The sequence below is a fragment of the Mycobacterium asiaticum DSM 44297 genome, assembly GCF_000613245.1.
GTDB lineage: Bacteria > Actinomycetota > Actinomycetes > Mycobacteriales > Mycobacteriaceae > Mycobacterium > Mycobacterium asiaticum.
In genome coordinates this window covers 1,043,172-1,057,260 of record NZ_HG964936.1, presented here as the reverse complement: position 1 = coordinate 1,057,260, position 14,089 = coordinate 1,043,172, and the positions used below count along the sequence as shown (strand labels likewise).

General features: G+C 66.8%; 16 protein-coding genes and 1 pseudogene. 14 read left to right on the top strand and 3 right to left on the bottom strand.

Annotated features, from left to right (window positions below; translation table 11 throughout):
- Positions 1–83 precede the first annotated feature (83 nt).
- Positions 84–1,016: an amidohydrolase family protein gene (locus BN972_RS05035; protein WP_036353598.1), complete on the top strand. Its 933-nt coding sequence runs from the start codon at positions 84–86 to the stop codon at positions 1,014–1,016.
- Here BN972_RS05035 and BN972_RS05030 read toward each other — a convergent pair.
- The gene (locus BN972_RS05030; RefSeq protein WP_390176180.1) at positions 1,009–1,539 is read right to left on the bottom strand and encodes a GNAT family N-acetyltransferase; all 531 of its coding nucleotides are present in this window, start codon (positions 1,537–1,539) and stop codon (positions 1,009–1,011) included. The genes BN972_RS05035 and BN972_RS05030 overlap by 8 nt on opposite strands.
- A complete protein-coding gene (locus BN972_RS05025) occupies positions 1,536–2,396 on the bottom strand; it encodes an oxidoreductase (protein WP_036353596.1) in 861 nt (286 codons plus the stop codon). Before BN972_RS05025 ends, BN972_RS05030 begins: the two co-directional genes overlap by 4 nt.
- A gap of 22 nt (positions 2,397–2,418) precedes the next feature.
- Here BN972_RS05025 and BN972_RS05020 point away from each other — a divergent pair, with 22 nt between their 5' ends.
- The 13 genes from BN972_RS05020 to BN972_RS04960 all read left to right on the top strand — a co-directional run bounded on the left by BN972_RS05020 (position 2,419) and on the right by BN972_RS04960 (position 13,524).
- On the top strand, positions 2,419–3,417 hold the full coding sequence (locus BN972_RS05020) for an oxidoreductase (protein ID WP_036353593.1): 999 nt from the start codon (positions 2,419–2,421) through the stop codon (positions 3,415–3,417).
- 20 nt (positions 3,418–3,437) lie between these two features.
- Entirely contained in the window at positions 3,438–4,406 is a 969-nt protein-coding gene (locus tag BN972_RS05015; protein ID WP_036353590.1) for an NADPH:quinone oxidoreductase family protein, read from the top strand.
- 94 nt (positions 4,407–4,500) lie between these two features.
- Positions 4,501–5,607, top strand: coding sequence for a homogentisate 1,2-dioxygenase (locus BN972_RS05010; RefSeq protein WP_036353588.1), 1,107 nt, complete (start codon positions 4,501–4,503; stop codon positions 5,605–5,607).
- On the top strand, positions 5,604–6,791 hold the full coding sequence (locus BN972_RS05005; protein WP_036353585.1) for an alpha/beta fold hydrolase: 1,188 nt from the start codon (positions 5,604–5,606) through the stop codon (positions 6,789–6,791). The genes BN972_RS05010 and BN972_RS05005 overlap by 4 nt, the downstream gene beginning before the upstream one ends.
- Before the next feature lie 98 nt (positions 6,792–6,889).
- Complete coding sequence (locus BN972_RS05000) at positions 6,890–8,089, top strand: CaiB/BaiF CoA transferase family protein (RefSeq protein ID WP_036356564.1); 1,200 nt, start codon at positions 6,890–6,892, stop codon at positions 8,087–8,089.
- On the top strand, positions 8,086–8,982 hold the full coding sequence (locus tag BN972_RS04995) for a hydroxymethylglutaryl-CoA lyase (protein WP_036353582.1): 897 nt from the start codon (positions 8,086–8,088) through the stop codon (positions 8,980–8,982). Before BN972_RS05000 ends, BN972_RS04995 begins: the two co-directional genes overlap by 4 nt.
- Positions 8,982–9,593: a TetR/AcrR family transcriptional regulator gene (locus BN972_RS04990; RefSeq protein ID WP_036353578.1), complete on the top strand. Its 612-nt coding sequence runs from the start codon at positions 8,982–8,984 to the stop codon at positions 9,591–9,593. Before BN972_RS04995 ends, BN972_RS04990 begins: the two co-directional genes overlap by 1 nt.
- Positions 9,594–9,611: 18 nt before the next feature.
- Positions 9,612–10,850, top strand: coding sequence for an acyl-CoA dehydrogenase family protein (locus tag BN972_RS04985; protein ID WP_036353575.1), 1,239 nt, complete (start codon positions 9,612–9,614; stop codon positions 10,848–10,850).
- Entirely contained in the window at positions 10,847–11,818 is a 972-nt protein-coding gene (locus tag BN972_RS04980; RefSeq protein ID WP_036353573.1) for a phosphotransferase family protein, read from the top strand. Before BN972_RS04985 ends, BN972_RS04980 begins: the two co-directional genes overlap by 4 nt.
- Positions 11,815–12,153 carry a DUF6285 domain-containing protein gene (locus BN972_RS04975; protein WP_036353570.1) on the top strand — a complete coding sequence of 113 codons (339 nt, stop codon included), beginning with the start codon at positions 11,815–11,817 and terminating at the stop codon, positions 12,151–12,153. The genes BN972_RS04980 and BN972_RS04975 overlap by 4 nt, the downstream gene beginning before the upstream one ends.
- Before the next feature lie 8 nt (positions 12,154–12,161).
- Positions 12,162–12,554, top strand: a complete 393-nt coding sequence (locus tag BN972_RS04970) for a nuclear transport factor 2 family protein (protein ID WP_036353567.1) — start codon at positions 12,162–12,164, stop codon at positions 12,552–12,554.
- Positions 12,555–12,564: 10 nt separating this feature from the next.
- Positions 12,565–13,107, top strand: coding sequence for a YceI family protein (locus BN972_RS04965; protein WP_036353564.1), 543 nt, complete (start codon positions 12,565–12,567; stop codon positions 13,105–13,107).
- A 15-nt stretch (positions 13,108–13,122) separates the two neighbouring features.
- Positions 13,123–13,524, top strand: coding sequence for an Rv3143 family two-component system response regulator (locus BN972_RS04960; protein WP_051545057.1), 402 nt, complete (start codon positions 13,123–13,125; stop codon positions 13,522–13,524).
- A gap of 8 nt (positions 13,525–13,532) precedes the next feature.
- Here the strand turns inward: BN972_RS04960 and BN972_RS30160 are convergent.
- Positions 13,533–14,089 (bottom strand): annotated as a pseudogene (locus BN972_RS30160) (hypothetical protein); the annotation flags it as partial.

The window sequence follows — 14,089 nt, the reverse complement described above, 5'->3', positions numbered from 1 at the left end:
TTCGCGGGCTAAGTTGGTGACCACCACGGCACCAGCTCAGGCCGATTCGCGGCCGCGGCGGGTCACTCGTTAAGGAGCCAGTGATGCCTCGCATCGATACCCACCACCACATGATCCCGCGGCGCTACGCAAAATTGTTGCGCGAGGCTGGAATCGACGCTGCGGGAGGGCGGGCCCTGCCGGATTGGAGCCCGGAGGAGTCACTGGCGGCGATGGCGGAACTGGACATCGTTACCGCCATACTCTCCGTATCGGCCCCGGCAACGACCTTCCTCTCCTCGGTCGGCGATGCCGCCGCGCTGGCGCGTGACCTCAACGACAATTCCGCTGAGGTTGTCGTGGCTCATCCGGGCAAGTTCGGGTTCTTCGCGACCTTGCCGATGCCGCACGTCGAGCAAAGCATCGCGGAAGCGGTACGGGCATTGGACGACCTGCACGCCGACGGCGTGATCCTGCTAGCCAACCATGCGGGCGTCTACCTGGGCGAAGACGGCCAGGACGAGCTCTTTGCAGCACTCGACGCGCGGTCGGCGGCCGCCTTTATTCATCCGGCTGAGCTGCCGGGACCGACGGTGCCCGGGATCGCGCCCTTCGTTACCGACTTCCTTCTCGACACCACCCGTGCGGCATACCTGCTGGTGCGCAATGGGATACGGCAGCGCTATCCGAACATCAGGTTTATCCTCGGCCATGCCGGTGGTTTCGTGCCATACGCCAGCTACCGGTTGGCGATGGGCGTGACGGCAGACACCGGCCGTGACCCGTTCCAGGTACTCGACGAATTCGCCGGTTTTTACTTCGACACCGCGTTGTCGTCGAGCCCGGCCGCACTTCCTACCTTGCTCGCCTTCGCCAAGCCCGGGCATGTGACCTTCGGATCGGACTTTCCCTTCGCCCCCATCGAGGTGGCGAAGTTGTTCGCGGGCGGGCTGACAAGCCATGCTGCTTTGGACGACGCCGCCCGCAGAGCCATCGAGCGCGGCAATGCGCTCGAATTGTTCCCACGGTTCAGCTGAGCTCCGGGGGCGGATCTGTCTCTTCGTCGGGCGAAAGCAGATCCAGCTGCCACCACTGCACGTCGTGCCATGCACCCGCTTTCCAGCCGACCCGCCGGTAGAGACCTGCCGGCTGAAAACCGAACGCTGCGTGTAACGCGTTGCTGGCTTCGTTGGGCTGGGTGATGCCGGCGAACGCGCGCCGGTAGCCGCGACGCGCGAGACGGCTCAGCAATTCCGTATACAGCAGCCGTCCGCCGCCCGAGCGTAATCGATCCGGGTGGAGATACACACTGGACTCGATGGACCATCGATACGCTGCGCGCGGATTGAAATGCTGCGCATAGGCATAACCCGCCACCGAACCGTCGACCTCGAGCACGAGCCACTCGAAATTCTCGCGGGCGGCGGCAATGCGGTTCGCCATCTGTTCGGCGGACGGGACTTCGGTCTCGAAGGTGATCGCGGTGTCCAGCACATACGGGCGGTAGATCTGGGCACACGCGGCCGCATCGGCGGCGACCCCCGCGCGGACCAGCCTCACCCGGCGACGGCGTCGAGCTGTTGGCGGGTCTGTTCGTCGAGATCGATATCCGCGACGGCCAGGTTTTCCTCCAGGTGGCGCACCGACGACGTGCCCGGGATCAGCAAGACGTTGGGCGCCACGCTGAGTGTCCACGCCAGCGCGACCTGCGCCGGAGTGCGACCGAGCCGTTCGGCGGTGCTGCGCACGAACTCGTTGCCGAGCACCGGATTGTTCGGGCCGGTGAACGCCGCCCCCAGCGGGAAGAATGGCACGAAAGCTATTCCGCGCGCTACACATTCGTCCAGCACCGGCGCCGACGCCCGGTGTACCAGGTTGAAAGCGTTTTGCACACAGACTATTTCGGTGCCTTCCAGGGCGTGCCGGAGATGCTCGACGGTGATCTCGCTGAGCCCGATGCCCCCGATCAGCCCGTCGTCGCGAGCGGCGATCAGGGCCGCCAACTGGTCGTCGAAAAGCTGGTCCGGCGCCTTGCTTTCGAATAGCCGCAGGTTTACCGCGGCCAGCTGATCCACTCCGAGCGTGCGCAGGTTGGCTTCCAGGTCGCGGCGCAGATCGGCCGGGTCGGACAGCGGCAGCCAGGCGCCCTCGTCGTCGCGACGTCCACCCACCTTGCTCACCAGAGCCAAGTTCTCCGGGTACGGATACAGCGCCTCGCGAATGAGCTCGTTGGCCACGTTCGGCCCGTAGAACTGCGCGGTATCGATGTGGTTGACACCGAGTTCCACCGCCCGCCGCAACACCGCGATCGCCTCGTCATGGTCACGCGGCGGGCCCATCACGTTCGGGCCGGGCAGTTGCATTGCGCCGAAGCCTATCCGGGCAACCGAATAGCGACCGAGTGGGAATGGGTTCATGAGGTGAGATTAGCGTCGAACCATGCAAACCTTCCACGCGCTGCTGGCGCGGCAAGACGGCGACGACATCACCACGTCTATCGAGACACTCGAGGAATCCGACCTGCCGCCCGGCGAGGTCACCGTGCGGGTGTTGTATTCGAGCGTCAACTTCAAGGACGCGCTGGCGGTAACGCCCGGCGCCGGCGTGGTGCGCAGTTATCCGGTAGTTCCCGGCATCGACCTGGCCGGTGAAGTCGTCGCCTCGAGTTCGCCGGAATTCGCCGTCGGAGACGCCGTCGTCGCCCACGGTTACCAGATTGGCACCGGTCAGCATGGCGGCTACGCGGAATACGCGCGGCTGCCCGCCGATCAGGTCGTGCCGCTGGGCCCGTTGAGTCCACGCGAGGCGGCGGCGATCGGCACGGCGGGCTTCACGGCGGCCATGAGCGTGCAGGCCCTGATCGACTGGGGTATCAGGCCCGACGCCGGACCGGTCGTCGTCACCGGCGCATCCGGCGGCGTCGGCACCGTCAGTGTCGATCTGCTGGCGACGGCCGGGTACCGGGTGGTGGCCTCGAGCGGCAAGCCCGACGCCGAAGAGCTCCTGAAATCGCTTGGCGCCGCTGAAGTTATCGGCCGGCTGCCGGCGGATCCGGATGCCAAGCCGCGGCCGCTGGCCAAGACGCGCTGGGCCGGCGGCGTGGATTGCGTGGGCGGGGCCACTCTGGCCGACGTGCTCAGCGCCGTCGACTACCGCGGTGCGGTTGCGGCCAGTGGACTGACCGGCGGCGCGGCGCTGAACACCACCGTGATGCCGTTCATCCTGCGGGGCGTGGCCCTGCTGGGCATGGATTCGGTGCAGCTGCCGATCGGTCCCCGACGGGAGATCTGGGCGCGGCTGGGTGAGCAGTTGCGACCCCGCCATCTGGACGCGATCACCACCGAAGTCGACGTCAAAGACGTGGTCGGCGTGCTCGACCAACTGCGCGCCGGAACATTCACCGGCCGGGCCGTCGTGCGGGTTGCGGGTGGCTTCTGAGCCGGAAGTAGGGTGTGCCCATGCGCGCAGCACGGGTGATTCAGCTGGATGGTCCGGACTCGATCGAGTTGGCCGAGATCGACGAACCCACCGGTGACGGTGTGGTTGTCGATGTGCACGCCGCCGGCGTGGCCTTCCCGGACGCGTTGCTCACCCGCGGCCTCTATCAGTACCGGCCGGACCCGCCGTTCGTGCTCGGCGCGGAGATCGCCGGCGTGGTGCGGTCGGCTCCGGACGGGGCCCACGTACAGCCCGGCGACCGGGTGCTGGGCCTGACCATGCTCACCGGCGGCATGGCCGAGGTCGCCGTGCTCGCACCCGACCGGTTGTTCAAGCTGCCGGACAACGTCAGCTTCGAGGCCGGCGCCGGTGTGTTGTTCAACGACCTGACGGTGTACTTCGCGCTGGCCATGCGCGGCCGACTGCAGCAGGGCGAGACGGTGTTGGTGCACGGCGCGGCCGGCGGCATCGGCACGTCGGCGCTGCGGTTGGCGCCCGCGTTGGGGGCATCCCGCGTCATCGCGGTGGTCAGCTCCGAAGAGAAGGGCCAAATCGCCACTGCGGCAGGCGCCACCGATGTGGTGCTGGCCGACGGGTTCAAGGATGCGGTCAAGGAGTTGACGAGTGGGCGCGGCGTCGACATCGTGGTGGACCCGGTCGGCGGTGACCGCTTCACCGATTCGCTGCGCTCCCTGGCCCCCGCCGGACGGCTGCTGGTGATCGGCTTCACTGGTGGCGAAATACCGACCGTGAAGGTAAACCGGTTGCTGCTCAACAACATTGACGTGGTCGGTGTCGGCTGGGGCGCTTGGGCGGGCAGGCATCCCGGTGCGCTCGAGGAGCAATGGGCGGCACTCGAAGAGTTGTTCACGTCCGGCAAGTTGGCCCCTCCCGAGCCGGAGGTCTTCCCGTTGGACGAGGCGGCGGCCGCCGTCGCGTCGCTGGAGAACCGCAGCGCCAAAGGCAAGGTCGTGCTGCGCGTACGCTGATGCGGCTCCGTCCGGGTCAGCCGGCCTTGTGCCCGAGCAAAAGAAAAAGTAATGTTACTTTTAGTTTTGTAGCGGCGGACCCCCGGAGACAGTTATGGAATCCTTCATCCACCTGCGCAAGGGCCGGACGCCGCGGCGCGTCCACGCCGACCTGGACGGCCTCAAGGACGACGAACTGGGGCGCGGCGGCTTCACCGGGCGCACGGCCAACATCTACCGCCGCCATGACCCCACCGCGTTCCGCGCGGTCGGTCCGCTGCGCCCGATCGACGTCTTGGCGGACCAGCTCAAGCCCGGCGACGCTACCGATGCGGCCGGCGGCCCACTGCTGATGTTCAGCAACGCCGACTGCCGGGTGTTGCTGAGCCGGCGGCACGAGGAGATGCCGTTCCACACCCGCCACATCGACGGCGACCTGCTCTGTTTCGTCCACCAGGGGGCCGGCCTGCTGGAGACCGAGTTCGGGCCGCTGCGCTACCGGCAAGGCGACTGGATCTACCTTCCCAAAGCCTGCACCTGGCGCCAGCTCCCCGACAGCGAGACCACGCTGCTGATGATCGAGGCGACTGACGAGTTCCGGGTGCCCCCGCCGGGCACACTGGGCAGGCACTTCCCCTTCGACCCCGCGCAGGCCACCATCCCCGAACCGGTCCCGATCGAGGACGACGGACGCGACGAGTACGAGGTGCGGCTCGTCCACCGAGATGTCCAGGACGGCGGCCCGACAACCCTGTACTACCAACACAATCCGATCGACGTCGAAGGCTGGCGTGGGGACAACTTCGCCTTCACCTTCAACATCGAGGACTACAACGTCGTGACCTCCGACAGCGTGCACCTGCCACCGACGGTGCACATGTTCATGCAGGCGACCGGTGTCTACGTGATGAACTTTCTGCCGAAGCCCGCCGAGGGGGTGGCCGGCACCGAGCGCACACCGTGGTATCACCGCAACGTCGACTACGACGAAATCGCGTTCTTCCACGGCGGTTCGCTGTACGGAATCCCGATGCCGCCGGGACTGATCTCCCATGCGCCACAGGGCATCCACCACGGCGCACCGGAGAAGGCACGCGAACGGGCACGCCGCAAATTCGAGGACTATCAGCGGGTGGACTGGCAGGTGATCGCGATCGACACCCGGCACCGCCTGACGCCATCACCCGAAGTACTGGCACACGACCTGGGACAGCACTCATGACACAAGCCGTCAAACACGACTACGAACGCATCCCGTATCTCGTTGCCTTCCAGAACAATTCCGGTGTGCGCGACGTGTACGGCGGCCTGGCCGAGATCACCGTGCTGGAAAGCTACCTGCTCAAGCCCAAAGACCGCCCGTCGGACACCGTGCTGGTGTTCATGCATCCGATCGGCGGCGGCGCGTATCTGCCGATGATCAATGCGCTGGCCAGGGCCGGCCACCACGTCATCTACTGCAACAGCCGATTCCGCGGCACCGACTCGACCCTGCTGATGGAAAAGGTGGTCGAGGATCTCGGCGAGTGCATCAAGGACGCCAAGAACAGGCTCGGCTATCGCAAGGTGGTGCTGGCCGGATGGAGCGGCGGCGGTTCGTTGTCGGTGTTCTATCAACAGCAGGCCCAGCACGCCACCATCACCGCCAGCCCGTCGGGCGACGGCCCCGACCTGACCCAGCTGGACCTGCCGGCGGCCGACGGCATCATGTTGCTGGCGGCGCACATCAGCCGGCATGGCACCCTGACCGAATGGCTGGACGCGTCGATCCTGGATGAGGCCGACCCGACCGAGCGCGATCCCGAACTGGACCTCTACAACCCGGACAACCCGAATCAGCCGCCTTACAGCCAGGAGTTTCTGGCGCGCTACCGGCAGGCACAGATCGACCGCAACCGTCGCATCACCGCCTGGGTGCGCGACAAGCTGGCCGAGCTGAAGGCGGCGGGCCGGCCCGACGACGAGTTCTGCTTCGTGGTGCACGGCACCATGGCCGACCCGCGCTGGCTGGATCCGACGGTCGACCCCAACGAGCGCACCCCCGGCACCTGCTACCTGGGTGACCCACAGGTGGTGAACATGAGCCCGGTCGGCCTGGCGCGCTACTCGACGCTGCGCGGCTGGCTGTCGCAGTGGAGTTACGACGACGCCCGCGGCGACGGCGTGGCATGCGGAAAGGACCTTGCCATCCCGGCGCTGGTGATCGGTAATCTGGGCGATGACGCTTGCACACCCAGCCACACCCGACGGCTCTACGAGGCGATCGGGCACCCGGACAAGGAGATGCACGAAATCCCCGGCGCCACACACTATTACGCGGGACCTGACCAGCGCGACAAGCTGCGCCAGGCTGTCGACATCGTCACCGACTGGCTGATCAGGCACGACTTCGCGAGCACCGGGTGACCCCCGCCGGCGACGACGCAGAACGCAGTGATGCTGAGCAGCGGCGCATTGCTGCCGCCGGCGACGATGCAGAACGCAGTGATGCTGAGAAGCGGCGCATTGTTGGAGCCCTGGACGGCATCAGGGTGCTGGAACTGGGCACCCTGATCGCCGGACCGTTCGTCGGTCGCCTGCTCGGCGACATGGGCGCCGACGTCATCAAAGTGGAACCACCCCGTGCCCCGGACCCGCTGCGCACCTGGGGACAGGCCGAACTCAACGGGCATCGCGTCTTCTGGACCGTGCACGCCCGCAACAAGCGGGGCATCACGCTGGACCTGCGCAAGCCGGAGGGCCGCGACCTGTTCCTTGAACTGGTCGAGAAATCTGACATCGTGGTGGAGAACTTCCGACCCGGCACGCTGGAGAAGTGGGACCTGGGCTACGACGTTCTCAGCAAACGCAATTCGGGCATCATCCTGGTCCGGGTGTCGGGCTACGGCCAGACCGGCCCGGATGCCCATAAGGCCGGCTACGCCTCGGTGGCCGAGGCAGCGAGCGGTTTGCGGCACCTCAATGGCTTCCCCGGCGGACCGCCGCCGCGGTTGGCGCTGTCGCTGGGCGACACACTGGCCGGAATGTTCGGCGCGCAGGGCGCGCTTGCCGCGTTATACCGCCGCAGCGTGACCGGACACGGGCAGGTCGTCGATGTCGCCCTCACCGAATCATGTTTGGCCGTACAGGAATCCACCATTCCCGACTATGACGTCGGCGGTGTCGTGCGCGGGCCATCGGGCACCCGGCTGGAGGGCATCGCGCCGTCGAACATCTACCGCAGCGCCGACGGCTCCTGGGTGGTGATCGCGGCCAACCAGGACACCGTGTTCGCCCGGCTGTGCAAGGCGATGGGCCAGCCGGAACTGGTCACAGACGACCGGTTCGCCACGCACGGCGCCCGGGGCCGCAATCAGGACGAGCTGGACGAGATCATCGGCGCCTGGGCGGCCCAGCGCCAGCCCGTCGATATCATCGAAACGCTCTCCGCCGCAGGCGTTATCGCTGGACCGATCAACACCGTCGCCGAAGTGGTAAACGACGCGCAGCTGCGCGCCCGCGGCATGCTGGTGCCGCACTACGACGAGCGAGTGGATCGCGAGGTGCTGGGACCGGGCATCGTGCCGGTGCTCTCGGAATCCCCCGGCACCGTCCGCTACGCCGGTCCCGCGCGTCCGGGTCAGCACAACGAGGACGTCTACACCGGGCTGTTGGGCAAGACCGCCGACGAGGTCGCCCGGTTGGTCGCCGAGGAGGTGCTATGAGCACGCACGTCGACATCCGTGAGGTGGCGCTGCGCGACGGCTTGCAGATCGAAACGCCAGTACCGTTGGCCGCCAAGCTGGAGATGCTGGCCGCGATCGCCGCCACCGGGGTGCGCGAGGTGGAGGCCACCGCGTTCGTGTCGCCGTCCAAAGTGCCGTCGATGGCCGACGCGGCCGAACTGGCCGCCGAACTGCACAACTTCCCCGGCATCGAGTTCTCCGCTCTGGTGGCCAGCCCCAACGGCGCCAAACGGGCCATCGCCGCGGGGCTGCGGTCGATCGAGTACGTGGTGGCGGCCGACGACACCTTCAGCCGCAAGAACGTCGGGCGCACCAGCGCCGAGGCGACGAATCAGATCGGTGAGATCGTCGCCATCGCGCATGACAACGCCGCCACCGTCGAGGTCATCGTCGCCACGGCCTGGGACTCCCCGTTCGAGGGACCGACGCCCCCGGAACGGGTACTGAGCATCGCAGCTTCCGCCCGTAACCAAGGGGTGGACCGGTTCTCTATCGCCGACACAATCGGTACCGCCACCCCGGGCCGGGTGAGTTCGCTGATCGCCCAGTTGCGTCCGGTCATCGGCGACCTGCCGCTGGGCGGCCACTTTCACAACACCCGCGGGTCCGGACTGGCCTGCGCCTACGCGGCGGTCTTGGCGGGCGTCACCCGGTTGGACGCCTCGGTCGGCGGGCTTGGCGGCTGCCCGTTCGCGCCGGGCGCTACCGGCAACATTGCGACCGAGGATCTGGTGTATCTGCTTTCCGACAGCGGATTCGACGTCGACGTGGAGTTGCCAGCAGCGATCGCCGCGGCGCAGGTCGCGAAGGAAGCTGTCGGACACGACTTGCCGAGCGCGCTGCTGCGCGCGGGTGACCGGATCCGTACCTGATGCCCGCCGAACTGGTCAGTGCCAAAGGCCGGCAGACCCGCCAAGCCATCGAACTGGCCGCGCGAAAACTGTTCGCCGAGCGGGGCTTTCACGGAACCACGCTGGCCGACATCACTTCGGCGGCCGGCAAGTCCTCGGCGGTGTTCTACCGCTACTTCACCGACAAGGAGGACCTGCTGGCCGCCCTGGCGGAGTCATTCCTGCATGACGTCGTCGAACCGTCCGGCCTCAGTGTCCACCTGCCCGACTCCCCGGCCGACGACGCGTTCTTCGTCTCCGTGGTCACCGGCTACTGGGGCATGTTCAAGCAGAACATCGGCATCATGATCGCGGTGGCCCAATTGGCCGCCACCCAGGAGCGCTTCGCCGTCGTCCAGAACGAATTCCGCCGCTTCGGCATGAACATCGTGGCCGCCTCCGTCCGCCGGGCCCAGGAGCAGGGCTACGGAACCGACCTCAACCCCGAGCACACCGCGGCCGCCATCTCGCTGCTGTTCGAGAATTTCACCACCGTGTTCGTCGGCAGGCCGAACCTCGGCGTGACGATGACCGACGAGGACGCCATTGCTGTACTTTCCAAAATTTGGCAGAAGACCTTGTACGGAGCTTGACAATTAGGAGCGATCAACGTGGATTTCAGTCTCCCCGAACACCTTCCGGGTCTACTCGCCGAGATGGACGAGTTCATCGAGCGGGAGATCAAACCCCTCGAACGCGAGAATATCCAGTACTTCGATCACCGGCGGGAGAACGCCCGCACCGACTGGGACAACGGCGGCATCCCGCGACGGGAGTGGGAAGACCTGCTCGGTGAGATGCGCAAGCGCGCCGACAAGGCGGGCTGGTTGCGGTACGGGCTCCCGGCCCAATTCGGCGGCCGCGACGGCAGCAATATCGACATGGCCGTCATCCGGGAATACCTGGCGCACAAGGGACTCGGATTACACAACGACCTGCAGGACGAGTCGTCGATAGTCGGTAACTTCCCGCAAGTCATCATGATGGACCGGTTCGGGACCGAGACGCAGAAGCAGGAATGGACCGAGGCGCTGATCACCGGCGAGCGGTCGATGGCGTTCGGACTGACCGAACCCAACCACGGGTCTGACGCCACCTGGCTGGAGACCTCCGCGGTCCGCGACGGTGACGGGTGGGTGATCAACGGCGCCAAGCGATTCAACACCGGCGTCCACCGGGCCACCCACGATCTGGTGTTCGCCCGCACATCGGGTGAACCAGGACAGGCGCGTGGCATCACCGCGTTCCTCGTGCCGACCGACGCACCCGGCTTCACCGTGCCGTACTACTGGTGGACGTTCAACATGCCGACCGACCACGGCGAGGTGGAACTCAAGGATGTGCGCGTGCCCGACGACGCGGTGCTCGGCGAAGTCGACCACGGTCTGGAAGTGGGCCAAACCTTCTTGCACGAGAACAGAATTCGCCAGGCGGCCAGCAGTCTGGGGGCCGCCCAGTACTGTATCGACCGTGCGGTGGCCTATGCCGGGGAGCGCGTGGTATTCGGCAAACCGCTGGCGGTGAACCAGGCGGTGCAGTGGCCGCTGGTGGAATTGCAGACCGAGGCGCAGATGGTGCGGCTGCTGGTGTACTACGCCGCCACCCAGTTGGACGCCAACCATCACATGGAAGTCTCCGACAAGGTTTCGATGGCCAACTACCGCGCCAACCGGCTGGTATGCGAGGCCGCCGACCGGGCGATGCAGGTGCTCGGCGGCATCGGTTACAGCCGTCACGAGCAGCTCGAACACATCTACCGCCACCACCGGCGCTACCGAATCACCGAGGGCGCTGAGGAGATTCAGATCCGCCGAGTTGCCCAGCGACTCTTCAAGTTCGGCAAGAGATGACCCTGGCAGCGGACCTCGGCGCGCTGCTGGGCTCGGTCCTCAATGAGCGGGTGAACATCGAAAATCTGCGTGCTCTTACCGGCGGCGCCAGCCGAACCACCTGGGCGTTCGACGCGGTGACGGACGGCGCGCGCCGGTCGCTGATCCTGCGCACCGGACCACCGGACGACGTCCATGCCGGGATGGAATTGGAGGCACGGGTCCAGGCGGCGGCCGCCGCCGCCGGCGCGCCGGTCCCGCATGTCCTCATCGCCGACGACTCGGTGGCCACACTCGGCAACCCGTTTCTGATCTGTGAGGAGATCAAGGGCGAGACCATTGTTCGGCGCATCTACCGGCAGCTTGGCGATTCCGGGGCGGCGCGGGATCGGCTGTTGCGCCAGTGTGCACAGGCGATCGCCGCCATCCACCGCGCCGACGCCGGCGACTCGGGACTGACCCGCGAGGACCCCATCGGGCAATGGCGGGACCGACTCGACGACATGGGCGACACCACCGCAACCTTCGAGTGGGCCTTCCGCTGGCTGGCCGCCCGCATGCCGCCACCGTCGCCGAAAGTGTTGGTGCACGGCGACTTTCGGATGGGCAATCTGATCGTCGACGGCTCCGGGCTCGCCGCGGTGCTGGACTGGGAGCTGGTGCACGTGGGTGAGGCCTACGAAGACCTGGCCTGGTTCTGCGTGCGTGCCTGGCGGTTCGGGGCACCGCCCAGTCAGCGCGCGGGCGGCCTGGGCAGTATTGAGAGCTTCCTACGCGCTTACGAGGAGGCCAGCGCGACTACCGTCGACCCGGTGACGTTTCACTGGTGGCTGGTGCTGGCGACCCTGCGCTGGGGGGTGATCTGCCGGTATCAGGCGGAGCGTCACCTCAGCGGGCAGACCCGGTCGGTGGAACTGGCGACGATCGGCCGACGGGTGTGCGAGAACGAATGGGACCTGCTCGACCTGATTGCCGGGAGTCCGTCGTGACGGGGATACACGGCCGGCCCACCGCGGCGGAACTGGTCGCCGCCGTCGCCGAATTCCTGGAAACCGATGTGCGCGAAGCGACTTCCGGCCAGGTCAACTTCCACTCCCGGGTAGCGGCCAACGCCCTGCGGATGGTCGAACGCGAACTGCGCAACCCCGGTGAATCCGACGTCCGGGCGGCGTTGGCCAACCTTGGCTTCGCGGACGAAGCCGCGCTGGCGGCCGCCATCCGCGACGGCGCATTGGACGAGCGCGCCGATGACGTCATCGCCTGCCTGCGGACCCTGGTGGGCCATCGGCTGGCGGCCGCTCACCCCGGATACGACAACCCCTAGGAGCACCCATGTCCCCCACCGTCGTCGACGTGGCCGACCGACTGTTCGCCGCGATCGAGAATGGCGACCGGACCGCCGTCGATCGGATGTGGAGCCCAAACATCACGGTGTGGCGGGTTGGTGCCCGCCGCGATAACGACAAGGCCCGCGCGCTGCGCGTCATCGAATGGTTCATCTCGACCACGACCGAGCGAAGCTACGAAATCCTCGACCGCCAGGAATTCGGGACCGGATTCGTCCAGCAGCACGTCCTGCACGCCACCGGCCACGCGGGTCAATCGATCTCGATGCGGGTTTGCATCGTGATCAAGTTGGACAATGAAGGTCTTATCAGCCGGATTGACGAATACTTCGACCCTGCCGAGCTGGCCCCGCTACTCGACTCCCCGACGACCGAATAGGCGAGACCCGATGACGACGCTGGAAACTTTGCTCACCGATCCCGAGACCACGGGTCCCTGGACGCTGGTACCCGACAGCTCCAAGATCGAATTCAAGATCAAGAACATGTGGGGCGTGTTGCCCGTCAAAGGCAGGTTCACCAAATTCAGCGGGGAAGGCAAGCTGGGCGACAAGGGCGCGGTGTCGGGCCGGATCGACATCGACGCCGCGTCGCTGAACACCGGTATCAAGAAGCGGGACGAACACCTGCGGTCTCCGGACTTCTTCGACGTCGAGCGCTTTCCCCAGATTGCCGTCGCCGTCAGCGGCCTGCAGCCCGGCACCGGCCGGGAGGCCGAACTACAAACCGGCTTCACGATCAAGGGCATCACCGAAGCGGTGCGGATGCCGGTGACGATCACCGAGCTCGCCGACGGCTCGGTGCGGATCTCGGGGACAACCCAGATCAACCGATCCCGGTTCAACCTGGACTGGAACAAACTCGGTGTGATGTCGGACACAGTGACGGTGTCGGCGGAGACCGTCTTCGTGCAATCGACTCGTACGGCGTGAATTAACATCTGCACCGTGCCCGAGTCGAGCAACCCACTGAAGATCCTCGTCTACAGCGACAACGTCCAAACCCGCGAACGGGTCATGCAGGCCCTGGGCAAGCGGCTGCACCCGGATCTTCCCGAGCTGAGCTACGTCGAGGTAGCTACCGGGCCGATGGTGGTGCGCACCATGGACGAGGGCGGCATCGACCTGGCCATCCTCGACGGGGAGGCGACGCCGACCGGCGGCATGGGCATCGCCAAGCAGTTGAAGGATGAGCTGTCGGCGTGCCCGCCGATCCTGGTGCTGACCGGGCGTCCCGACGATGCGTGGCTGGCCAGCTGGTCACGCGCCGAGGCCGCCGTGCCGCATCCGCTCGACCCCATCGTGCTGGGCCGAACCGTGCTCAACCTGTTGCGCGCACCCGCGCACTAGGAAGCAGCTCAGCCGCCCCGCACTTGCAGTTGCGGGCTCTCTTCCTGAGCCTCCTCCTGAGGGCGGAACTCCCCGGGGGCGATCTTGGGCCGAAGCGAGACCACGGTTTCCTCCGCTTCGTCCGCCTCGGAAGTTTCCTTGGCCTGGGCTCGCAGACCCGTCACCGGTATTCCCGAGACGGACGTCTGCGTGGCCGGCATCGCCTCGCCCGGGGCGGCCGCAACAGCGACTTCGGGCGCCACGGTGGGCAGCACGCTCATCGCCGGCACCTGCGCTTCCGGAGCTTCCGAAACTTCCGTCGCTTCGGCAACCTCGGCCTCGGTAGGCGGCGCGACGGCCTCGTGTTCCTCGGCCTTGGGCGCGGGCTTGGTGGTGTTCATGATGGACGGGCTGTCGCCGAGCAGACCCGCCCGCGCCAGACCGGCCAGCGCCATCGGCATCATGCCGAAACCGGCGACGCCGGCGGTGGGCACGCCGGTATTCGCGGCGGTCGCCGCCGCGCTGCCGGCACCCGCAGCTGCCGCGGGATCGCCGCCGGTGTAACCGCTGGTGTAGCTCATCGGGG

Excerpts from the sequence above, each read along its gene's own strand:
- BN972_RS05035 (WP_036353598.1), top strand. The coding sequence starts at position 84 with ATGCCTCGCATCGATACCCACCACCACATGATCCCGCGGCGCTACGCA.
- BN972_RS05025 (WP_036353596.1), bottom strand. The coding sequence starts at position 2,396 with ATGAACCCATTCCCACTCGGTCGCTATTCGGTTGCCCGGATAGGCTTC.
- BN972_RS05020 (WP_036353593.1), top strand. The coding sequence starts at position 2,419 with ATGCAAACCTTCCACGCGCTGCTGGCGCGGCAAGACGGCGACGACATC.
- BN972_RS05015 (WP_036353590.1), top strand. The coding sequence starts at position 3,438 with ATGCGCGCAGCACGGGTGATTCAGCTGGATGGTCCGGACTCGATCGAG.
- BN972_RS05010 (WP_036353588.1), top strand. The coding sequence starts at position 4,501 with ATGGAATCCTTCATCCACCTGCGCAAGGGCCGGACGCCGCGGCGCGTC.
- BN972_RS05005 (WP_036353585.1), top strand. The coding sequence starts at position 5,604 with ATGACACAAGCCGTCAAACACGACTACGAACGCATCCCGTATCTCGTT.
- BN972_RS04995 (WP_036353582.1), top strand. The coding sequence starts at position 8,086 with ATGAGCACGCACGTCGACATCCGTGAGGTGGCGCTGCGCGACGGCTTG.
- BN972_RS04990 (WP_036353578.1), top strand. The coding sequence starts at position 8,982 with ATGCCCGCCGAACTGGTCAGTGCCAAAGGCCGGCAGACCCGCCAAGCC.
- BN972_RS04980 (WP_036353573.1), top strand. The coding sequence starts at position 10,847 with ATGACCCTGGCAGCGGACCTCGGCGCGCTGCTGGGCTCGGTCCTCAAT.
- BN972_RS04970 (WP_036353567.1), top strand. The coding sequence starts at position 12,162 with ATGTCCCCCACCGTCGTCGACGTGGCCGACCGACTGTTCGCCGCGATC.
- BN972_RS04965 (WP_036353564.1), top strand. The coding sequence starts at position 12,565 with ATGACGACGCTGGAAACTTTGCTCACCGATCCCGAGACCACGGGTCCC.